Source organism: Streptomyces sp. NPDC093085 (assembly GCF_040683935.1).
Taxonomy (GTDB): domain Bacteria; phylum Actinomycetota; class Actinomycetes; order Streptomycetales; family Streptomycetaceae; genus Streptomyces.
The window spans coordinates 477,224-499,123 of sequence record NZ_JBFBFB010000004.1 but is presented as its reverse complement, the minus strand read 5'-3'; the positions used below and the strand labels follow the sequence as shown (position 1 = coordinate 499,123).

The 21,900-nt window shown below is 70.9% G+C and carries 20 protein-coding genes; 18 read left to right on the top strand and 2 right to left on the bottom strand.

Annotated elements, in window-relative coordinates; translation table 11 throughout:
- Positions 1 to 356 precede the first annotated feature (356 nt).
- Together AB0O07_RS15905 and AB0O07_RS15900 are read right to left on the bottom strand one after the other, a co-directional pair.
- A complete protein-coding gene (locus AB0O07_RS15905) occupies positions 357 to 2,117 on the bottom strand; it encodes a D-aminoacylase (RefSeq protein WP_365632638.1) in 1,761 nt (586 codons plus the stop codon).
- 86 nt (positions 2,118 to 2,203) lie between these two features.
- The gene (locus AB0O07_RS15900) at positions 2,204 to 3,511 is read right to left on the bottom strand and encodes an alanine racemase (RefSeq protein WP_365632635.1); all 1,308 of its coding nucleotides are present in this window, start codon (positions 3,509 to 3,511) and stop codon (positions 2,204 to 2,206) included.
- A gap of 312 nt (positions 3,512 to 3,823) precedes the next feature.
- Between AB0O07_RS15900 and AB0O07_RS15895 the strand changes: the two genes are divergently transcribed.
- From AB0O07_RS15895 to AB0O07_RS15810, 18 genes are all read left to right on the top strand, one after another.
- Complete coding sequence (locus AB0O07_RS15895; protein ID WP_365633099.1) at positions 3,824 to 4,918, top strand: sugar kinase; 1,095 nt, start codon at positions 3,824 to 3,826, stop codon at positions 4,916 to 4,918.
- Positions 4,915 to 5,697 carry an IclR family transcriptional regulator gene (locus AB0O07_RS15890; RefSeq protein ID WP_365632632.1) on the top strand — a complete coding sequence of 261 codons (783 nt, stop codon included), beginning with the start codon at positions 4,915 to 4,917 and terminating at the stop codon, positions 5,695 to 5,697. The genes AB0O07_RS15895 and AB0O07_RS15890 overlap by 4 nt, the downstream gene beginning before the upstream one ends.
- Complete coding sequence (locus tag AB0O07_RS15885) at positions 5,694 to 6,104, top strand: RidA family protein (RefSeq protein ID WP_365632629.1); 411 nt, start codon at positions 5,694 to 5,696, stop codon at positions 6,102 to 6,104. The genes AB0O07_RS15890 and AB0O07_RS15885 overlap by 4 nt, the downstream gene beginning before the upstream one ends.
- Positions 6,105 to 6,390: 286 nt before the next feature.
- Positions 6,391 to 7,866, top strand: coding sequence for a gluconate:H+ symporter (locus tag AB0O07_RS15880; RefSeq protein ID WP_365632626.1), 1,476 nt, complete (start codon positions 6,391 to 6,393; stop codon positions 7,864 to 7,866).
- A gap of 181 nt (positions 7,867 to 8,047) precedes the next feature.
- Positions 8,048 to 9,490, top strand: coding sequence for an Nramp family divalent metal transporter (locus AB0O07_RS15875; RefSeq protein WP_365632623.1), 1,443 nt, complete (start codon positions 8,048 to 8,050; stop codon positions 9,488 to 9,490).
- A 535-nt stretch (positions 9,491 to 10,025) separates the two neighbouring features.
- Positions 10,026 to 10,925, top strand: a complete 900-nt coding sequence (locus AB0O07_RS15870) for a hypothetical protein (protein WP_365632620.1) — start codon at positions 10,026 to 10,028, stop codon at positions 10,923 to 10,925.
- Positions 10,926 to 11,259: 334 nt separating this feature from the next.
- On the top strand, positions 11,260 to 11,964 hold the full coding sequence (cpaB, locus tag AB0O07_RS15865; protein WP_365632617.1) for a Flp pilus assembly protein CpaB: 705 nt from the start codon (positions 11,260 to 11,262) through the stop codon (positions 11,962 to 11,964).
- A 7-nt stretch (positions 11,965 to 11,971) separates the two neighbouring features.
- Complete coding sequence (locus AB0O07_RS15860; RefSeq protein ID WP_365632615.1) at positions 11,972 to 13,279, top strand: AAA family ATPase; 1,308 nt, start codon at positions 11,972 to 11,974, stop codon at positions 13,277 to 13,279.
- A 2-nt stretch (positions 13,280 to 13,281) separates the two neighbouring features.
- Complete coding sequence (locus tag AB0O07_RS15855; RefSeq protein WP_365632612.1) at positions 13,282 to 13,791, top strand: TadE family protein; 510 nt, start codon at positions 13,282 to 13,284, stop codon at positions 13,789 to 13,791.
- Between the two features lie 3 nt (positions 13,792 to 13,794).
- Complete coding sequence (locus tag AB0O07_RS15850; protein ID WP_365632609.1) at positions 13,795 to 14,205, top strand: TadE/TadG family type IV pilus assembly protein; 411 nt, start codon at positions 13,795 to 13,797, stop codon at positions 14,203 to 14,205.
- 76 nt (positions 14,206 to 14,281) lie between these two features.
- Positions 14,282 to 15,619, top strand: a complete 1,338-nt coding sequence (locus AB0O07_RS15845) for a CpaF family protein (protein WP_365632606.1) — start codon at positions 14,282 to 14,284, stop codon at positions 15,617 to 15,619.
- 10 nt (positions 15,620 to 15,629) lie between these two features.
- Positions 15,630 to 16,568 (top strand): type II secretion system F family protein, encoded by a 939-nt coding sequence (locus AB0O07_RS15840; RefSeq protein ID WP_365632603.1) that lies wholly within the window; start codon positions 15,630 to 15,632, stop codon positions 16,566 to 16,568.
- Between the two features lie 16 nt (positions 16,569 to 16,584).
- Complete coding sequence (locus AB0O07_RS15835; protein WP_365632600.1) at positions 16,585 to 17,469, top strand: DUF5936 domain-containing protein; 885 nt, start codon at positions 16,585 to 16,587, stop codon at positions 17,467 to 17,469.
- A gap of 45 nt (positions 17,470 to 17,514) precedes the next feature.
- The gene (locus tag AB0O07_RS15830) at positions 17,515 to 18,819 is read left to right on the top strand and encodes a histidine kinase (protein WP_365632598.1); all 1,305 of its coding nucleotides are present in this window, start codon (positions 17,515 to 17,517) and stop codon (positions 18,817 to 18,819) included.
- Between the two features lie 72 nt (positions 18,820 to 18,891).
- Positions 18,892 to 20,007: a response regulator transcription factor gene (locus AB0O07_RS15825; RefSeq protein WP_365632595.1), complete on the top strand. Its 1,116-nt coding sequence runs from the start codon at positions 18,892 to 18,894 to the stop codon at positions 20,005 to 20,007.
- Between the two features lie 329 nt (positions 20,008 to 20,336).
- Positions 20,337 to 20,579 carry a hypothetical protein gene (locus tag AB0O07_RS15820; RefSeq protein ID WP_365632592.1) on the top strand — a complete coding sequence of 81 codons (243 nt, stop codon included), beginning with the start codon at positions 20,337 to 20,339 and terminating at the stop codon, positions 20,577 to 20,579.
- On the top strand, positions 20,576 to 21,268 hold the full coding sequence (locus tag AB0O07_RS15815) for a pilus assembly protein TadG-related protein (protein WP_365632589.1): 693 nt from the start codon (positions 20,576 to 20,578) through the stop codon (positions 21,266 to 21,268). The genes AB0O07_RS15820 and AB0O07_RS15815 overlap by 4 nt, the downstream gene beginning before the upstream one ends.
- A 30-nt stretch (positions 21,269 to 21,298) precedes the next feature.
- On the top strand, positions 21,299 to 21,898 hold the full coding sequence (locus AB0O07_RS15810; RefSeq protein ID WP_365632586.1) for a hypothetical protein: 600 nt from the start codon (positions 21,299 to 21,301) through the stop codon (positions 21,896 to 21,898).
- The last annotated feature ends 2 nt before the right edge of the window (positions 21,899 to 21,900 follow it).

Here is a 21,900-nt window from a genome sequence, read left to right as displayed (position 1 = left end):
CCGCCAGCAGCGCGGCGCTCGCCAGCACGAGCGCCCCCGCGAGCAGCCGTCCCCGTGCCGATACGGCCCGCCCCATGATCCCCACCGCTTTCACCTGTCACTCATCTCTCCGGCACCTCTCCCGGGGAGAGAGACGAGCGAAAGGGGAAGGAGGATCCGTTCCCCGGGAAGCGGCCACAAGTTCGGGTGAACCGGCTCGCGCACCCGTTCCCGCCAGGCACGCCCTCACGCCCGTCCCCGCCAGGCACGCCCACCACGCCCGTCCCCATCAGGCACGCCCACACGCCCGCCCCCGGGAGATACGTACCGTACGCCCGGCCCGGTTCCGCCCGGCACGCGGCCCGGTGGCTCTCCGCTCAGCCGGCCCGCCGGACCGACCGCCCCGCCAGGACCTCCGTGCGCCGCCCGTCCTCGATCACGAACCGGCCGTCGATCAGGACGTACGGGATCCCCCGGGGCAGCCTGCGCGGCTCGGCGAAGGTCGAGCCCGCCGCCACCGTCCCGGGGTCGAAGAGCACCAGGTCGGCGCGGTACCCCTGGGCCACCAGCCCCCGGTCCCGCAGCCCCAGCCGGGCCGCCGGGCGCGCGGTCAGGTGGGCCACGCACTCCTCCAGCGAGAGGACGCCCAGCTCGCGCACGTACCGGCCGAGATAGTGGGGGAAGGTGCCGTACGCGCGCGGATGCGGCTTGGCGCCCTGGAGGATGCCGTCGCTGCCGCCCGTGTGGACCCGGTGGCGCATGATCGCGCGGACGTTCTCCTCGTGCCCCACGTGCTGGAGGATGGTCGGGCCGAGCCGGTCGGCGACGAGCAGCGCCCGCGCCGTCTCCCAGGGCGCCTCGCCCGCCAGCGCCGCCGACTCCGCGACCGTACGGCCGACATGGTGGGCGAGGGCGGGGTCGGTGGTGCCGGAGATCTCGATGGTGTCCCACTCGATCGGCACCCCGTGACAGCCGTCCGCGCCGACCTCCTCCAGTACGTACCGGATCCGCTCGGCGGCCGTGTCGTCCCGCAGCCGCTCCAGGATCGCCCCGGGCCCGCCCTCGCTCGCCCAGCTCGGCAGCATCGCCACCAGCGTGGTGCACCCGGGGGTGTACGGATAGGTGTCGAGGGTGATGTCCGCGCCCTCGTCCAGCGCCCGGTCGAGGAGGGCGAGCAGTTCGGGCGCCTTCCCCTTGTTGACGCCGAAGTTCATGGTGGCGTGGGCGAGATGGAGCGCGCACCCGGCGCGGCGCGTGAGCGTCACCATCTCCTCGTACGCGGCGAGCGCCCCGGCCCCGTACGACCGGTGGTGCGGGCAGTAGTAGCCGCCGTACCGCGCCACCACCCGGCAGAGCTCGGTCAGTTCGGCGTCGTCCGCGTACATGCCGGGGGTGTACGTCAGCCCGGAGGACATGCCGACCGCGCCCTGTTCCATCGACTCGGCCACCAGCCGCCGCATCGCGCCGCGTTCGGCCTCCGTCGCCGGGCGGTCGTCCCAGCCGACCGCGTGGGCGCGCACCGTGCCCTGCGGGATCAGATACGCGGCGTTGACCGCGGTGCCCTCGCCGTCGAAGCCCCGGCCGGCGAAGGCGTGGTCGAGGCGGTCGAGGTACTCGCCGACGGTGCGCCAGTCGAAGTCGATGTCCGTGGAGCCGCCCCCGGAGCCGTCCGGGCCGCTCGCGCCGTCCGGGGCGGGCGCGCCGTCCGGGGCGGGCGCGCCGCCGTTCCACCCCGCGATCGCCTGCCGCACCTGGGCGAGCGTCGCGTCGTCCACCGGCGCGTACGACAGCCCGTCCTGGCCGATGACCTCCAGTGTCACCCCCTGCGCGGCCTTCGCCGAGTGGTCGGGGTCGCGGAGCAGAGCGAGGTCGCTGTGCGCGTGCATGTCGATGAAGCCGGGCGCGAGCGCGAGCCCGTCGGCGTCGACCACCCGCGTCCCGGTCGGGCGCGGCGTGCGCGGGCCGGCGTCGGAGGCGCGGAGGATGCCGGAGATCCTGCCGTCCGTGACGGCGACATCGGCCCGGTACGCGGCGCCGCCCGTGCCGTCCACGACCTGGACGTCCCGGAACACCAGGTCCGCGTGGTCGGGGCGGTCCCTGTGATCCGGGCGGCCGGGCTCGTTCCGTATCGCCTCCACGGCGGCCCTCCTCAGAAGTAGGTACGTCAGAAGCGGATACGTCAGAAGCGGATACGTCAGAAGCGGATACGTCAGAAGCGGATACGTCAGAAGTAGGTACGGATGAAGTCGGTGACCGTCCCGTCCGCCTCCACCAGCGGGATGAGCTGCCACTTGTCGAACGACGTGCAGGGATGCGAGAGCCCCATCCCCACCCAGTCCCCGACCTCCAGCTCCGCCCCGGGCCCGGTGGCCAGCCAGCCGTGCTGGTCGGAGAGGCGCGTGACGGTGATCCCGGCCGCCGGGCGGAGCTCGCCGGTGCGTCCGTCCCGTACCACCTGCGCCTCGGGCAGGTCCAGGTCGTACGCGGCGTCCCGCTTCCCCGCGTTGACGAACGCCTGCCCGGGGGAGGGGCGGGAGACGACCTGGGCCCAGAGCCGGAAGGCGGGGTGCAGGGCGCCCTCCTCCGCGACCCGGTTGAAGGGGGTGATCCGGCGGTAGTGGCCGTCGTCGTGGGAGATGTACGCGCCCGAGCGGAGCAGCTTCAGCACGGGGCGGGAGAGCGCCGGGATCCCCGCGAAGACCTCCGCCACCGCGTCGAACCAGGCGCTGCCGCCCGCGCTGACCACGATCTCGTCCGTACCGTCGAAGCGGCCCGCCCGGTCGAACTCCGCCGCCAGCGCGGTGAGCCGGCCCAGCCAGCCGCGTACGGCAGCGCCGTCGGCGTCCGGGACCTCGCCCTCGTACCCGGCCACCCCGGTCAGCCGCAGGGCCGGCGCCGCCGCGACCGCGTCGGCGACCGCCGCGCACTCCGCCTCCGTACGGGCCCCGGTCCTGGCGCCCTCGCCCGCGCCCAGCTCCACGACGACCTCGACGGGGCGGCGCGCGCCGGCCGCCCGCAGCGCCTCGTCCATCAGCTCGACGCCGCGTACGGAGTCCACGTAGCAGATGAGGCGGAACGTGTCGTCCCGGTCCAGCTCGGCGGCGATCCAGCGGAGCGCGGCGGCGTCCACCACCTCGTTGGCGAGGAAGATCCGCTGGATGCCGAAGGCCCGGCAGACCCGCACCTGGTGGGGGACGGCGGCGGTGATGCCCCACGCGCCCCGGTCGAGCTGGCGGGCGAAGAGCTGCGGGGCCATCGAGGTCTTGCCGTGCGGGGCGAAGGCGAGGCCGTGGCGCTCCGTGTACGTCTCCAGGAGCGCGAGGTTGTGCTCGACGGACTCGGCGGAGAGCGTGAGGACGGGGGTGGTGAAGCCGCCGGTGAAGAGGGAGCGGCGCTCGGCGGCGAGCGCGCCGAGGGTGAGGCCGTCGGCGTCCGGCGGGAGGCCCTTGAAGCGGTGGTCGACGTGCTCGGCGTGCGCGGGCGCGGGCTGCTCGGTGCGGTCGACGTGCTCGGCGTGCGCGTCGGTGGCCATGGGTGCCTCTCCGTCGTCGGTGCGTCGTCGGTGCGATGGCCGGGGCCGTCGCAGGCAGGGTGCGTATTGCATTCTCTGCAACGTCCATTGCGTATGTCGCTGGGCAGTGTCTAACATCCGGGCAGACACCGGGTCAACGGTGGCGACGGTGCCCACGCCCGTATCACTGCCCCCTTCCGCCCCACCCGATCCATGCGATCCGCACGAACCATGCGGTCCGTACGAACCACGAGGAGCCCCAGCGTGACCGGAACCGCGGCCGCGGGCCGCGCCGTCCCCCTGAGCGTGGACGCCGTCTGTCTCGGCGAGTCCATGGTCACCTTCCTGCCCACGCGCCCCGGCAGGCTCGCGGACGTCCCCTCGTACGAGCGGACCATCGGCGGCGCCGAGTCCAATGTCGCCTGCGCGCTCGCGGGCGCGGGGCACTCCGTGAAGTGGCTCAGCCAGGTCGGCGCCGACGGCTTCGGGGACCACCTGGTCGAGGCGATCGGCGCGTACGGCGTGGACACCTCGGGCGTACGGCGCGACCCGGCGCGGCCCACCGGGATCTACTTCCGTACCGCCACCGACCGCGCCGACGACGTCCACGAAGTCGCCTACTACCGGGCCGGATCCGCCGCCTCCGCGCTGGCCCCCGGCTCCCTCCCGTACGGCGACCTGTGGGCCGGGCGGGTGCTCCACCTCTCCGGCATCACCCCCGCGCTCTCGGCCGGCTGCCTCGCCCTCACCCGGGAACTCACCCGCCCCGCGGCCGGCCGGCCGCTGCTCTCCTTCGACATCAACCACCGCCCCGGGCTCTGGCGCGACGCGGACGGCGCCCGGGTCCTGCTCGACCTCGCGCGCGGCGCCGACCTCGTCTTCGTCGGGGAGGACGAGGCGGCCGAGGCGTGGGGCGTGCACGGCGCGGACGCCATCCGGGCGGCGCTTCCGGAGCCCGCGACGCTGGTGGTGAAGCGCGGGGCGGAGGGGGCGGTCGCGTACACCCGTGCGAGTGGTGCGGACCGTGCAAGTGGTGCGGACCGTGCGAGTGGTGCGGACCGTCCGGGCGGGACGGAGCGTCCGGGCGGGACGGAGCGTACGAGCGGTATGGACCGTACGAACGACCCTGGGGACACCGTCACCTCCGTGCCCGCCCTCCGGGTCGAGGTGGTCGCGCCCGTCGGGGCCGGGGACGCCTTCGCCGCCGGGTTCCTCTCCGCGACCCTGCGCGGGCTGGACGTCGCTGCCCGGCTGCGGCACGGGCATCTGATGGCCGCCGCCACCCTCACCGTCCCCGGCGACCTCGCCGTACCGCCCGCCCGCGACCTCGCCGACCGGCTCGCCGCCCTGGACGAGGAGGAGTGGGGCACACTGCGACTCGCACCGGGCTGGACGGGTCCGGGCGAGCCGGAGGTACGTACCCCATGAGCCAGACCGTCGACCGCGCGCTGAGCATCCTTCCGCTGCTCGCCCAGGGACCCGCCGACCTCGGGCAGGTCGCGGAGCGGCTCGGCGTCCACAAGTCGACGGCGCTGCGGCTGCTCCGCACCCTCCACGAACACGGCCTCGTCTACCGGCAGCAGAACCAGCGGTACCGGCTCGGCGCCCGGCTCCTCGCGCTCGCGCAGGAGGCCGTCGAGAACCTCGACCTGCGCGAGATCGCCCACCCGCACCTCGTCGCGCTCAACGAACGGTGCGGCCACACCGTCCATCTCGCCGTACGCGAGGAGGACGACGTCCTCTACATCGACAAGGTCGACAGCCGCTACCCGGTCCGGATGTACTCCCGGATCGGCCGGCCGGTCGCGATCACCGTCGCCGCCGTCGCCAAACTGCTCCTCGCCGACCTCCCCGAAGCCGAGCGCCGCGCCCTCGCACACCGCCTCGACTACCCCGTGTACACCCCCCGTTCGACCACCGACGCCACCGCCTTCCTCACCGAACTGGCGGCCGTACGCGAACAGGGGTGGGCCACCGACCTCGGCGGCCACGAGGGGTCCATCAACTGCGTCGGCGCCCCGATCAGGGGCGCGGACGGCCGGGTCGTCGCCGCGATGTCGGTCTCGGCGCCGAATGTCGTCGTCGGCGCCGACGAACTCCTCACCCTCCTCCCGCTGGTGCGCCGTACGGCGGACGCGATCAGCGCGGAGTACTCCGGAACCCCCGCGAGCACAACCCCTCCTCCGAGTAAGGAACTTCCCCGATGACCGAGAAGACCGCCCTGACGCCCGCCACCCACACCACCCCGCCCGCGCGCTTCTCGCACGGTGTCCGCAAGGGGAACATCCTCCAGGTCGCGGGCCAGGTCGGCTTCCTCCCCGCCGTCGAGGGGCAGCCGCCGACGCCCGCGGGCCCGACCCTGCGCGAGCAGACGCTCCAGACCCTCGCCAACGTCAAGTCGATCCTGGAGGAGGGCGGGGCGAGCTGGGACGACGCGATGATGGTCCGCGTCTACCTCACGGACGTCGCCCACTTCGCCGAGCTGAACGAGATCTACAACGCGTACTTCGCGGAGCAGGGCCTGACGCAGCCGCCCGCCGCCCGTACGACGGTGTACGTGGGGCTGCCCGCCGGCCTGCTGATCGAGATCGACGTACTCGCCGTCCTCGGCTGACACACGGGCACCAACTGCCCTGTCCTCCCCGTACGTTTCCGCCGTACGTTTCCGCCGTACGTTCCTGCCGCCGGTGACCTCTCCCGCCGGCGGTAGGAGGCCCCCCGTACACGTACCGCCCCCGTACACGTACCGCCCCCGTACACGTACCGCCTCCGTACACGTAACTCCGCACAGCTCCGCGCAACTCCGCACAGCTCCGCGCAACTCCGCACAGCAGCCCTCGCACCGCCATGTCCTGCGCCATGTCCTGCTCCGCTTCCCTAGCAGAGGTCAGAGGTCCCCCATGCTGCTCGCCGCCGACCCGTCCGCCCCCGAGGTACCGCCACACACCGGCGGGCTGCTGCTGCTCATCGGCGGTACGCCCGGTCTGCTGACCGTCGCCGCCCTCGGTATCGCCCTGCTCCTCGTCCTGATCATCAAGATCAGACTCCAGCCCTTCGTGGCGCTGCTCGGGGTCTCCATAGCCGTCGGCCTCGCCGCCGGGCTCTCGGTCACCGAACTCTTCGGTACGGTCCAGAAATCCGCCGCCGTCTCCATGATCGAATCCGGGATGGGCGGCATCCTCGGGCATGTCGCCATCATCATCGGGCTCGGCACCATGCTCGGCGCCATCCTCGAAGTCTCCGGCGGCGCCGAGGTGCTGAGCGCCCGGCTGCTCCGGCTCTTCGGCGAGAAGCGCGCCCCGCTCGCGATGGGTGTCACCGGGGTCGTCTTCGGTATCCCGGTCTTCTTCGACGTCGGCATCTTCGTCCTCGCGCCGATCGTGTACGCCGCCGCCAAGCGCTCCGGCAAGTCGATCGTGCTGTACGCCATGCCGCTGCTCGCCGGGCTCTCCATGACCCACGCCTTCCTGCCGCCACACCCGGGCCCGGTCGCCGCGGCCGGACTCTTCGACGTCGACCTGGGGTGGGTCATCCTGATGGGCGCCGTCGTCGGGATCCCGGCCGTCATCGCCGCGTGGGTCTACTCCGCCTGGATCGGCAACCGCCTCTACGTCGACGTGCCGCAGGACATGGTCGAGGCGGCGGAGGAGTCGAAGGCGGCCGTCGCCGCCGAGCAGCGGGCGGCGGGCGTCACCCCGAACGAGAACCCCGTCGCGCTCTCCACGGTCCTCGCCATCATCGGGACGCCACTGATCCTCATCCTGCTGGCGACGTTCTCGTCCATCGCCTTCGACCCCTCGGTGATCCGCTCCGTCATCGAGTTCTTCGGTCACCCGTTCGTGGCGCTGACGATCGCGCTGCTGCTCGCGTACTACCTGCTCGGCATCAGGCGCGGCTGGTCGCGTGCGTCGCTGGAGACGGTCTCCACCGCCTCGCTCAAGCCGGTGGGCAACATCCTGCTGGTGGTCGGCGCCGGCGGGGTCTTCGGCGCGGTCCTCAAGGGCAGCGGCATCGCCGACGCGCTCGCCGACACCTTCAACGACGTGGGCCTGCCGGTGATCCTGCTGGCCTGGCTGATCTCGGTGGTGCTGCGGGTCGCGCAGGGCTCCGCGACGGTCGCGATCGTCACGACGGCGGGCATCGTCGTCCCGCTGGTCGAGGGACAGGGGCTCTCGCAGGCCCACCTGGCCCTGATCATCATGGCGATCTCGGCGGGCTCCATCTTCGCCTCGCACGTCAACGACGGCGGCTTCTGGATGGTCGCGAAGTACTTCGGCATCTCGGAGCGCGACACCCTCAAGTCGTGGACGGTGCTGGAGACGGTGCTGTCGGTGGCGGGCTTCGTGGTGGCGGCGCTGCTGAGCCTGGTGATCTAGGCCCTGTCTGTCCGGTCCGGCCGGTCTGTCCAGTCTGTCCGGACCGGCCGGATCGGACGGACTGGACAGACCGAGCTCCGGTGACGTGCCGTGCAGGCCCTCTTGCGCGATGATCGCCGCCCCGCTTTGGTGACTTGGGTCACGTAACGAGCCGAGCGGGCGAGCGGGAGGCGATGTACGGATGGCAGGAACCACGGACACCGGGCTGGGCGGCGGCGCCGGTACGGAGGATCCCGGGGCCGGATCGGACCGTACGACCGGATCCGGCCGTACCGCCGACGACGCCGCCGCGACCGGAGATGTGACCGGCGCCGCGACCGGCGCCGCCGCCGTAGCCTCCCCCTCCTCCCGGCCCCGTAAGTCGAGCTGGACGTACATCGGGCCCGGGATCGTCGTCGCGGCGACCGGGGTCGGCGCCGGTGACCTGGTCGCCACGCTGATCGCGGGGAGCAAGTTCGGCTACACGCTGCTCTGGGCGGCGGTCATCGGCTGCGTCGTCAAGATCTCCCTCGCCGAGGCCACCGGCCGCTGGCATCTCGCCACCGGTCGCACCCTCTTCGACGGCTGGCGCAGCCTCGGCCGGTGGACCACGGTGTACTTCGCGATCTACGTCGTGGTCTGGGGGTTCGTGTACGGCGCGACCGCCATGTCGGCCAGCGCGCTCCCGGTCGTCGCGCTCTTCCCGGACGGGCCCGGGCTCAAGACCTGGGCGGTGGTGACCGGGGTGGTCGGCCTGGTCTTCGTCTGGTTCAACCGGTACGCCGTCTTCGAGAAGGTCATGACGGCCCTGATCGGCGTCATGTTCGTGGTCGTGATGTACGTGGCGATCCGCGTCGCGCCCGACCTCGGCGGCGCCTTCGCCGGGCTCCTGCCGGTGCTGCCGGACGGCTCGCTGCTCTACACGCTGGGGCTGATCGGCGGGGTGGGCGGCACGATCACCATGGCGGCGTACGGGTACTGGGTCAACGCGAAGGGGTGGACCAACTCCTCCTGGATGAAGGTCATGCGGCTCGACAACCGGGTCGCGTACGTCACCACCGGGCTCTTCGTCGTCGCGATGCTGGTCATCGGCGCCGAGCTGCTGCACTCCTCGAACATCGCGCTGACCTCGGGCGACCGGGGCCTGGTCGACCTGGGCGGGGTGCTGGAGGACCGGTTCGGGCCCGCCACCGCCAAGCTCTTCCTGGTCGGCTTCTTCGCCACGTCGTTCTCCTCGCTGATCGGGGTGTGGCACGGGGTGAGCCTGATGTTCGCGGACTTCGTGGACCGGATCCGGCGCGGGGGTACGGACGCGGGCCCGGCCCCGGACGGTGATGCGGGCGCCGAGGAGGTCGCGTCGGGGGCGCGCGAGCGGTCGCCGGCGTTCCGGGGGTATCTGCTCTGGCTGACCTTCCCGCCCATCGCGCTGCTCTTCCTCAACGAGCCGTTCGGCCTGGTCGTGGCGTACGGGGTGCTCGGCGCGTTCTTCATGCCGTTCCTCGCGCTCACCCTGATCTGGCTGCTCAACTCCTCCCGTACGCCCGCCGAGTGGCGGAACGGGCTCCTCAGCAATGTGATGCTGGCGGCGGCGGGGCTGCTCTTCGTCGTCCTCTGCGTGCAGCAGGTGAGGGAAATCCCCTGGTAGGGCCATAGGTGAGGGAAATCCCCTGGGAGGGCCATCCCCTGGTACGGCATCCCCTGGTAGGGCTCTCCCTGCCCGACCCTGCCCCGCCCCGCGCCCGCCTCGGCGCCCGGCCGGGTCCGAGTGGCGGCGCGGGCGTGCCCGGATGAAGATCGTGGCGGATTCTCTTGCCGAGTACCTGTTCGACGGGCGTAAAATTGGTCCGCGCCAATGGAGTTGGGTCGCTGAAGGGCGCCGACGGTGGCCCGGTCCTGCGGTGAAGGATTTGTGGCCATGACCTTTATACGGAGTGAAATCGTTCCGCTTTCACATTCCGGTGAAGGTGGTGGCATATGCGGCGCGAGGGCAATCCCCGCAGGTCGCGCCCATAGCCAAGATATTCTTTCCTATTTGTCCAGAACGCCCACCTGTGAACGCTTATGGTGCTTCGTCAGATGGAACGCTTGGTAGTAATGCATTGAGCTGGATAAAGTGCCGACGCGGGTGTATTCAGCAGTGAGCGACCCGCGGTTCCCGGCGGGCTGCGTCTGGGGACCGGATGGAAACGGGGAATCAGCACGTGTCGACAGCGATTGCCGTCACCAGCACCGACCTGGTGCTGCCGGCCCAGGATCAGCAGACGCCCACCGCAGCGGCTTTCAAACCGCCGGGGGAGCAGTCGTTCGAGGACGCCCTCACCGATATGCAGGTGCTGGTCGAGCAGTACGGCTATGTCGTCGCCGTCTATCCGTCCACCCTCCCGCCCGCGTACGAACGGCGGCTGCACGCCGTACGGTCCGTCCTGGAGACGGACCGGGTCGCGCTGCTCCGCTCCGAGCTGCCGCCGCTCGGGCTCGCCGTGCTCGTACGGCAGTTGCGCCAGCTCTCCATCTGCGACTTCAGCCCCGGCGTGGTCGCGTCGGCCGCCCGGCTGCTCGCCCACTACATCCACGCGGGCGCGCTGCTCGGCTCCGTGGCCAAGCTGGACCGGGTGCCCGTCAGCCTCAAGACGCACGCCAGGTCCTGGGTCCCGGGCTCGCAGTTCGGGGTGGTGGCCAGTCCGCAGCCGCAGCTCGTCAGGGTCGGGGCCGGCGAACTGACCGGGCCCGAGTTCGCCACCCAGCTCCTGGTCGCCCGGGGGCAGTCGCAGTCCGAGTGGGTCACCGAGACGCTCGCCCCGGCATGGAAGGTCGCCGGGGTGGCCGAGGCCGAACTGCCCGCCAGTTCCGCCCGGTGGTGGGGAACCGGCAAGCTGGTCGAATTCGCCGCTCATCTCCCGGACATCTCCGTGCTCTACCAGTTGGTGTCGTCGGTACGGCGCGAAAGGTGCCATTGGTGCGGAATGGAGCTGATAGGAGACCGGTGCGGCTTCTGTTCCTCGCCGTTGCACACTCCCGAGAACCAATCTCGGCCAACTGGTGTCCTGAACGATGGGGCTCCTGTGGGTCAGGAGCCGTAGCCACGGGGACCGGGTGCCACCACGGGCCTCGCGGAGCCGCTACGGAACCGCCACGGTGCCCCGCGGACAACCGGCCCACGAGGGCGGAGAGTGACACCTGCCGGGCAGCGCGCGGCGCGGGGGCGGCACACGTCCCCGGCGTACGAGGCGGGCCGGGTGCGGCCCCGTCACCTTCCGGCCCACACCCTTCGCTTTGCTCGCACCACCTCGTACGATCCGGTCGACCGCTCACCCGGCCGGCCGCCCGACCGCTTCCGTTCGACCAACCGCTTCCGCTCGCCCAACAGCTTCCGTCCGTTCCGCACCAACGTCCCCGATCGAGGTTGTACGGTCCATGAACTCCCGCCAGCGCCGTGGCGTCATACTTCTGCTCCTTTCCGTCCTTTGTGCCTTCGCCGCGTTCGTCGGTGTCCTTTCCGTCATCAGCGATGTGAATTCGAAGGTCGGCCCCGAAGTGGTCGCCTACCAGTTGAAGTCGGACGTGGCCCCCTACGAGGCGTTGCGGAATGACCAGTTCGAGAAGATCAAAATGCCGAAGCGCTGGCTCTCGGACAATGCCGTCACCAACCTCTCCGAGGTCGGCGGCAAGGTCGCCATCACTCAGCTCCGCAAGGGCTCGCTCCTCCAGAACGACATGATCGTCAAGCGGCCGGCGCTCCAGCCCGGCGAGCAGGAGATCGCCATCATGATCGACGCCGCCACCGGTGTGGCCGGCAAGATCACCCCGGGTGCCTCGGTGAACGTCTTCGCCACCTTCGCCGCCGAGAACCAGGGCGCCGCGGCCCAGTCGAAGATCATCGTCTCCAACGCGAAGGTCCTCGACGTCGGCAAGCTGACGGCGCTGGAGCCCAGCAGGGACTCCAAGAACCAGACCACCGAGGCCGTGCCGATCACCTTCGCCCTGAAGACGCTGGACGCCCAGCGCATCGCGTACGCGGAGTCCTTCGCCCAGCACGTCCGGCTCGCACTCGTCGCTCCCGGCAGCGACACCACGCTCCGTCCCGGCGAACGCACGTACGAGCTCGGCAAGGACAAGTGAGGTACTGATGGCCACGAGGATCATCCCGGCCGTCGGGGACACCGACGCCGCCAGATCCATCACCACCCTGCTCAGCCAGCTCCCCGATGTGGAGCCGGCGCCGCCGGTGTCGGACTCGACGCAACTCATCGACCTGCTCGCCCGGCTCGCCGGCGAGTCGCTCGACGAACTGCCCGAGGTGGTGCTGGTCCACGAACGGATCGGCCCGGTCCCGGCGCTGGAGCTGATCCGCGAGGTGGCGCTCCGCTTCCCCGCGGTCGGGGTCGTCCTCGTGACCGCCGACGCCAGCCCGGGACTCTTCGCCGCGGCCATGGACTCCGGCGCCCGCGGCCTGGTCGCCATGCCCCTCAGCTACGAGGAACTGGCCAACCGCCTCCAGGCCGCCGCCCAGTGGTCGGTAGGCGTACGGCGCCACCTCGGCCAGGGCGGCGACGTCTTCACCGGCCCCGGCGGCACCGTCGTCACCGTCACCGGCGCCAAGGGCGGCGTGGGCACCACCCTGACCGCCATCCAGCTCGCCCTGGCGGCCCAGGCCTCCGGCCGTACGGTCGCCCTGGTCGACATGGACCTCCAGGCCGGCGATGTCGCCTCGTACCTGGACGTCCAGTTCCGCCGCTCCCTCGTCGACCTGGCCGCCATCACCGACATCTCGCCCCGGGTCCTCTCCGACGCGGTCTTCAGCCACGCCAGCGGCCTGGCCCTGCTCCTCGCCCCCGGCGAGGGCGAACGCGGCGAGGAGGTCACCGACCGCTCCGTCCGCCAGATCGTCAGCGCGCTGCGCTCGCGGTACGAGGTGGTCGTCATCGACTGCGGCACCCAGATGACCGGGGCCAACGCCACCGCGGTCGAAATGGCCGACACGGCGCTCCTGGTCACCACCCCGGACGTGATCGCGGTCCGGGGCGCCAAGCGCATCGTACGGATGTGGGACCGCCTCCAGATCCGCAAGGCGGAGGAGACCATGACGGTCGTCAACCGCTACAGCCGCGCCACCGAGATCCAGCCCCCGCTGATCCAGAAGATCACCGGCACCAGGCTGGCCCAGTCGGCGGTCCCGTCCAACTTCAAGGAACTCCAGGGCGTGGTGGACGCGGGCCGTCTCCACGAGCTGGAGAGCAAGAGCGTGGTCAAACAGGCGCTGTGGGGCCTGGCCGGCGAACTCGGCCTGGTCAAGATCCCGGAGCCCGCCGAGAAGAACAGCAAGTTCCGCAACAACGACCGGGGCGCGATAGGCACCCGCCGCCGCCGAGGCGGCCCGAGCGGCCCGGGTGCCGACTCGGGCCCGGGCTCCGGCTCCAGGAAGGGGAATGGCTGATCATGTCTGTTTCGGGGGAACGACAGGACCGGCCGGGGCCGGCGGACGGCGGGGAGCACGCCTGCCGTCCGCCCGGGCGGGGCGGCCGCCGTGTCAGCCGCCGGGTCAGCCGCTGGGGCGGTCGCCGGACCGGCCGCCGGGATGGTGGCCGGGGCCGTGACAGCGGGCAGACCGCGATCGAGTTCGTGGGCGTCTTCCCGCTGATCATCCTGCTGCTGGTGGCGCTCTGGCAGTGCGCGCTGATCGGCTACACGTTCAGCCTCGCGGGGAACGCGGCGGATGTGGGGGCGCGGGTGGGTACGACGGCGCCGTACGCGCAGGAGACGCGGTGCATACGCGCGGCGAAGGAGGACCTGCCGAACGCGTGGTCCGGCAAGGCCGAAGTCGACTGCGTAAGAGAGCGCGGCCTCTACCGCGCCATCGTGAAGCTCCACGTCCCGGTACTCGTCCCGGGCGTGCTGAACTTCCCGTTCCCGGTCGAGGGCAACGCCACCTCGGTCAAGGAGAGCTGAGCCATGAGAGAGCGCGAGAACACCACCGCCCGTCCCCAGGGCCGCCGGCGCCGTCGCGACGCGGGCCAGGTCGCCATCGAGTACGTCGGCTTCATACCCCTCCTGCTGATCGTCGGGCTCCTCGCCATCCAGCTCGGGATCGCCGCGTACACCGCGAACCAGGCGGGCACGGCGGCCCGGGTGGCGGCGCGGACGGCCAGCCAGGACTGGCTGGACCGGGAGCTGACCCCCGACGCGGCGGCCCGCAGCTCCATCAGCCGCTGGCTGAGGAAGAGCGACACCTACGACTCCGAAGTCCATTACAACGGCCGCGATGTGACCTACACGGTCAAGCTCAAGATCCCGTCCGTGATCCCCGGCATGGAAGGCCGCTGGGGCAAGGCGACCCGCAGCTCCACCATGCCTGTCAACTGAGCACCACCGGCCTCACCGAGCTTCACCGGCCCCGCTGGCACCCCAGCAGGCCAGCATCACCGAGGAGTTACGCACCATGAGCCTGCGGGCACGGATCACTTCCCCCGAGGAGAACGGCGCGACGGGGGAGGACAGCCACCTCGTCGTCACCTACCGCGCCAAGCTGCTGGAAGAGATCGACCTCGCCGAGATGTCCGCCCTGGCGGCGGCCGACCGGCGGACCCGTCTCGAACGCGTCCTCGGCCACATCATCAGCCGCGAGGGCCCCGTCCTCTCCACCGTCGAGCGCGCCCAGCTCATCCGCCGGGTCGTCGACGAGGCCCTGGGCCTCGGCATCCTGGAGCCGCTGCTGGAGGACGCCTCGGTCACGGAAATCATGGTGAACGGGCCCGACCAGATCTTCGTCGAGCGCGGCGGCCGGGTCGAACAGCTCCCCATGCGGTTCGGCTCGCACGACCAGCTCATGCAGACCATCGAGCGCATCGTCTCCACCGTCAACCGGCGCGTGGACGAGTCCAACCCGATGGTCGACGCCCGGCTGCCGTCCGGCGAGCGTGTCAACGTCATCATCCCGCCGCTCGCCCTGACCGGCGCCACGCTCACCATCCGCCGCTTCCCGCGCGCCTTCACCCTCACCGAGATGCTCACCTTCGGCTCGCTGGACGAGCAGATGGTGCTGCTGCTCTCCGGCCTCGTCCAGGCGAAGTTCAACATCATCGTCTCGGGCGCCACCGGCACCGGCAAGACCACCCTGCTCAACGCGCTCTCCGGGCTGATCCCCGAGGGCGAGCGCATCATCACCATCGAGGACTCCGCCGAACTCCAGCTCCAGCAGGCACACGTCATCCGGCTGGAGTCCCGCCCCGCCAACGTCGAGGGCAAGGGCCAGATCACCATCCGTGACCTCGTCCGCAACTCCCTCCGTATGCGCCCCGACCGGATCGTCGTCGGTGAGGTCCGCGGCGGCGAGTCCCTCGACATGCTCCAGGCGATGTCCACCGGTCACGACGGATCCCTCGCCACGGTGCACGCCAACAACGCCGAGGACGCGCTGATGCGTCTCCAGACCCTGGCGTCGATGTCCGAGATCAAGATCCCCTTCGAGGCGCTGCACGACCAGATCAACAGCGCCATCGATGTGATCGTGCAGCTCACCCGGCACGCCGACGGCTCCCGCCGGGTCACCGAGATCGCCGTACTCGACTCGCACGGCAGGGACGCGTACCGCATCGTCAGCGCCGTCCGCTTCAACGCCCAGCCCATGGACGCCGACGGACAGATCCACGGCACCTTCCAGTACTTTCCGCTTCCGCGACGCGTGGCCGAGCGTCTCTACATGGCCAACCAGCCCATTCCGCAGGCTTTCGGAGTCGCCGCGTCCGAAGAACAGCTCCTCACCCGAGAGGCCAAGTAGGTAGCCCGTCATGAACAATCTCGTTCTGCCCACGATCGGCGTCACGCTGCTGTGCTGCCTGCTCGGCGTCATGGGCGTGCATGCCTACGCGGCGGGCAAGTCCCAGCGCCAGGCGCTCGTCGACCGGCTCTCGACCACCGGTCAGATACCGATCGTCGGGCGGCGGAAGCGCTTCGCCGGGCTGGACCGGTATCTCCGCAAGACGAAGCTGGGCAAGAAGCTCGAACTCAAGCTGGCTTCGACCGGCCTCGACATCACCCCGGGCGAGTACTTCGTCTACATGCTCGCCGCGGTCGTTGCGCTCTGGACCATCGCCTCCTCCATCCTCGCCGCGTTCTTCGGCCCGCTCGCCGGACTGACCGCTCTCTGGGGCGCCAACACCTTCCTCAACTGGCAGCGCACCAAGCGCACCGAGCGCTTCATCAACCAGCTCCCCGAGCTCTCCCGCATCCTCGCCAACGCCACCCAGGCCGGCCTGGCCCTCCGTACGTCGCTCTCCATGGCCGCCGACGAACTGGAGGCCCCGGCGGGCGAGGAGCTGGCCCGGGTGGCCCGCCGGCTCGCCGTCGGCGAGTCGCTCGACAGCGCACTCGGGGAGCTGGCCGAGCGGCTGCCCTCCCGTGAGCTGGTCGTCCTGGTGACCACGCTCGTGCTCTCCAACCGGGCCGGCGGTACGGTCGTCAGCTCGCTGCGCAACCTCACCGAGACGCTGGAGGAGCGCAAGGAGACCCGCCGCGAGGTCAAGACCCAGCTCTCCCAGGTGACCGTGACCGCGTACGCCGTCCCCGGTTTCGGCTTCGCCGCGCTGCTCCTGCTGAACGCCGTGATGCCCGGGGCCCTCGACCGTATGACCAGCGCCCTCATCGGACAGGTCGCCGTCATCGTCTCGCTGGTCCTGTACGCCATCGGCTTCGTCGTGATCCGCCGCCTGTCCCGTATCGACATCTGAAGGGGGAGGCAGACCCATGGAACTCCTGCTCGCACTCGTGGTCGGCCTCGGCGTGTACGGCGCCCTCCACGGCATCCGTATGTACCGCGCCGACGCCAAGCTCCCCGGCGACCTCGCCGTCGCCCTGGAGGTCGGCTCCACCCGTACCAGCGCCGTCGGCTCCGGCATCGACCGGCTCGGCATGCGCTGGGCCCCCGCCATCCTGCGGATGATGGGGCCCAAGCAGGTCAACAAGAAGCGCCGGCAGATCGACCTCGCCGGCAACCCCGGCGGTCTCACCATCGACCGCTACGCCGCCCGGCGCGCCGTCTACGGCGCGCTCGGCTTCGCCGGGGCCTTCTCGATGATCATCCGCGGCCAGGTGCTGCTGGCGGCCGTGATGGTCCTCTTCGGGCTCTTCTGGATCGAAGTGGGCATCTGGTCGGCCGTCCGGGTGCGCAGGGACCACATCGAGCGCACCCTCCCCGACTTCCTCGACGTCCTCGCCGTCGTCGTCAGCGCCGGGCTCGGCTTCCGGCAGGCGCTCGACCGCGTCTCCGAGAAGTACGAGGGCCCCTGGTCCGACGAACTGCGCATCACCCTGCGCCAGATGGACATGGGCGTCAGCCGCCGCCAGGCCTTCGAGGAGCTGCGCAAGCGCAACGACTCGGAGCAGGTCGCGATGTTCGTCACCGCGCTCCAGCAGGGCGAGGAGCTGGGCGCGCCGATCGTGGACACCCTTATCGCCATCGCCAACGACATGCGCCGTACGGACGCCCAGAACGCGCGGCGCAAGGCGGCCAAGGCCGTCCCCAAGGCGACCTTCGCGGTCACCTCGTTCCTGCTGCCCGGCACGCTGGTGCTGCTGACCGTCGGCTTCGTGTACGGCGCGAACGTGGACTTCAGCTTCCTCGGCGGCTGACATGACCGACATCACGGGGGAGTCCTGGAAGGCGGTGTCAGGCTCATGGCAAGCCAACTGGCCCGATGGCGCGGCGGGTTGACCATGGACGTACGGACGGTGCCGGCCGAGCCGCCACCGGCGCCCGCGCTCTCGCTCCAGCTCAACGCGCTCCAGGCGATGTGCCGGCAGGTCTTCGGGTTCCGGCTGGCGATGATCGCCATGGCCACGCCCTTCGCGCTGGCCGGCACCGCGCCCGGTGCGCCGACGGTGCTGGTCGGCGGGGCCGTCCTGGTCACGTTCATGGGCTCGTACGTCCTCTTCCGCGACTGGGAGCGGTTCGGCCCGCTGCTGCTCAAGCACCCCTGGCTGCTCGGCGCGGACAGCCTCTTCGGCGCGCTCCTGCTGATCACGGCCACGCCCGACTCGACCCTGGCGTATGTCACCGTCTGCACCCCGCTGCTGGCCGGACTGGTCTACGGCTGGCGGGGCGCGAGCCTCTTCACGGCGCTCCAGATCCTGCTCCTCGCGCTGGTCTATCTGACCAACGAGAAGCTGGACTCCCTCCTCACCACCGGGCTTCTCCTCCCCGGCTTCTGCGTCATCGCCGGCGCGGTCGGCGTGACCCTGCGCGGCCTGCTGCTCCGCTTCGGCAGCGCCAGCCAGGCGCTGACCGAGACCCGGGCGCGGCTCGCCGTGAGCGAGGCGGTCGAGGAGGAACGGGCCCGGCTCGCCCGGGAGATGCACGACTCGGTCGCCAAGACGCTGCACGGTCTCGCGATGGCCGCTGAGGGGCTCGCGGGGTCGGTGGACCGGCTGGACCCGGGGACCGTACGGCGCCAGGCGGAGCTGGTGGCCCGCTCGGCCCGGCGCGCGGCGGGCGAGTCGCGTGAACTCCTCTCGGACCTGCGCCGCGAGTCCGGCCTGGACGGCGGCGTGGCGGTCCTGGACGAGCTGGACGCCCGTACCCAGGACTTCGGGCGCCGCAGCGAACTTCCCGTGTCTTTCCGCAGGTTCGGCGAAACGCCCGTACCGGCCGTACCGCACGTCGTGGCCCGGCAGCTCCTCACCATCGCCTCGGAGGCGATGGAGAACGCCCACCGCCACGCCCGGCCGACCCGGGTGGACGTGTCGGCGGGCACGGTCGGCGACCAGTTCCGTATCAGCGTCTACGACGACGGGCGGGGACTTCCCCCGGGCATCACCCTCGACGACCTCCGGCGGGCCGGCCACTTCGGCCTGGTCGGCATGGTGGAACGGGCGGCCGCGATCGGGGCCCGTATCCGCATCGGCAAGGGCAAGGCGGCGACGGGCACGGAGGTACGGGTCGACCTGCCGCTGGCGGCACTCGGCGCGGCGCCGCCGCCCTGACCACCCATGACTTTCCTCCATCGGATTCCGCTCCGTTTTCCGCTCCCGACTCCCCAGAGAGGAGACCGCACGATGCCGGACGACCCTTCCCGCACTTCAGGGCAGCAGCCCACGCCACGTCATGCGTCCCAGTACACGTCGGCGCACGACGGGGCTCCTCACTCCCCACTGCCCTCCATGCCGCTCCCCGCTCCCCCGCCCCCGGGCGAGCACCCCGGGCTGCCGGACTTCCCCGGCCCCGCCGCCCCTGTACCGCTGCGGGTGGTCGTGGCCGACGACAACCCGGTCGTCCGTGCCGGGCTGACCGTGCTGCTCTCGGGCCGGGACGACATCGAGGTGGTGGGCGAGGCGGCGGACGGCCGCCAGGCCTACGAGGTGGCCCAGCGGACCAGCCCGGATGTGGTGCTGCTGGACGTACGGATGCCGGGCGTCGACGGCATCTCCGCCCTGCCGCACCTCGTCCGGATATCCCCGGTCATGATGCTGACGTACAGCCGGGAGAACGAGATCGTCCACGAGGCGCTGCGGCTGGGGGCCGGCGGCTACCTGGTCCACGGCGAGTTCACCGCGGACCAGCTCGTCTCGGCCGTACGGGACATCAAGCAGGGCCGGGCCCACTTCACCCCCACGGCGGCCAACGCTCTGCTGGAGCACATGCGCAGCGGCCCGTCCCCGCTCCAGGACCGGCCGCTCCCGGAGGGGCTCGGCGCGGTGTACACGACGGGTGTCCCGTACGGCGGGGAGGCGCAGCCGGCGGCTCCGATCAGACCCCCCGAGCCTGATGCGAATGCACATGCAAACGCTCCCGGAGTTCCGTCGCCCAGAGGCCCCCAAACCGGCCAAAGGCCGGGTGGGTTGCTACCAGAAGTGCCTCGAATCCCTCAAGGGGTTTCGCAAATGCAATCGGATGTGGCACAGTCTAGGGGTGGACCGCAGGGTGCCCCCGGTCACAACCGCGAGGAGTTCGGGCTGAGTTCGAGGGAGGTGGAGATCATGGACCTGATCGCGTCCGGCATGAGCAATCAGCAGATCGCCGCCACCTGCTTCATCAGCGAGAAGACGGTCAAGAACCACATCAACCGGATCTTCGCCAAGCTGCACTCGGGCAGCCGGAGCGAAGCCATCGCGAAGTGGCTCGGCACGACGCCGGGCGGGGGAGCGGGAAGGAGTGCGGTCGGCCATGGCTGAACGGGGGAGCTCGCGGGACGAGGTGACCGTACGGGGGCCGCATGGGCCGCGTACGGGCGCGAGCGTGCCCGGGGACGTGGCGGGCACGGCGGCCCCGGTGGAGGCACCCCTGCACCTGGGCCTGCGGGCCCAGCCCTCGAACGGGAGGGCCCAGAAGCCGCTTTGGGCCCTGGATTGGGCCCTGGGGCCCTCTGGTGCACCCGGTGGTCCGGCGTACGTTTCTCATGTCGCCAACGGAACCGGCCAGGAGGAAGCCGGAGACGGGAACGACACCGAAGAGACTTACACGTCGGCCGGCAGGCGGTCGGCCGAACCTGGAGGGGAACCCCATGTCGAACAACATGATGCTGAAGGCCGCCGTCGACACCAAGATCCGCGTGAACGGCTGGGCCAACACCGCCGTCTCGAAGATCCAGAAGCGCCAGGCCGGAGACCGCGGCCAGACGGCGTTCGAGTACCTGGGCATCATCCTGGTGGTCGTCGCGATCATCGGTGGCATGGTGGCCTCGGGTATCGGCTCGGCGATCACGGAGCGCATCACCGGGCTGGTGGGCACCATCACCGCCGGATGATCCAGCGTCTTCGCGGCGATCGAGGGCAGGCCTTCCCCATCTACATCGTGATGGTGGCGGGCCTGCTCTTTCTCGCGTTGGCGTTCTTCACTGTCGGCAAGGCGTCCGCGACCCGCAACGGGGCACAAGGAGCGGCTGACGCGGCGGCGCTCGCCGCGGCGCAGGAAGCCCGGGACGAGATGGGCGCCGGATTCCTCGCCGCCCTGCTGCTGCCGGGCGGTCTGAACGATTTCTTCGACAACAACGGCAGGTTCACGGATCCCGGCCCCTGTGCCCAGGCGCAGGTGCTCGCCGCGAAGAACCGGGCCGATGTGCAGTCCATCGACGGCGCCGGCAGCGGTTGCTACTCGCGGCCCGGCTTCCTGAGCGACGAGTTCACGGTAGAGGTCAAGACCCGCTACACCGTGGGCGAGTCGGTGATTCCCGGTACGGACCAGAAGCACGCCACCGCCCGCGCCAAGGCCGTCGTCGAGTTCCGGTGCTCCCTCCCCCGCCCCGAACCCGAACCCGAGGGCAGCGCCTCCCCGGGTGGAGGCGGAGACGATGGTAAAGACGAGGACGAAAAGCCCAGTCCGATCGACTTCACCTGTCACGGTGGACGTCACGTCACCATCGATCCAGCCCATCCGGGTGAGTGGCTGAACCTGAGCGAGACCTTCTTCACCGTGCACTTGGTTGACGCGGACTGACAGCGAATGACGAACAAAGGAAAAGCAGACATGAGCATTCGGCGCATCACGAAGGGCCGCAGGGGAGTGGCGGTGGCCGCGATGGCGGTCACGCTGGCCCTGACTGTGGCTGGCTGCGGTGGTGGAGACGGCGACGACAGCAAGAAGACGGAGTCCACCTCGTCCTCGCAGCCGTCGGCCGAGAAGAGCAAGGGGCAGGACGACTCCTCCGCCGACCAGCCGGACCCGAATGTGAAGCTCGCCGAGGTCACCGGGCGGGGAGGTGTGGTCCTGGTCGTCAACCAGGTCAAGCGGGACAGTGGTGGCTTCGTCACGGTCAGCGGAGTGATCGACAACCCGACGGACCAAGTCGTCAACATGGGTGGATTCGCGGGCTCTGAGACACAGATGGTGGCGCAGAGCCCCAACTCCGTCGCGGGCGCGACGCTGATCGACAAGGCGGGCAAGAAGCGCTACTACGTGCTGCGCGACACCGACAACCGCTGCCTCTGCACGATGGGGCTGCTGCCCCTTCAGCCCGGCAAGAAGGCCCCCGTCTTCATGCAGTTCCCCGCGCCGCCGGAGGGCACCACGGACGTTGACTTCGCGCTGCCGACCTTCGCCGTCGCCTCGCTGAAGATCTCCGAGTGAGG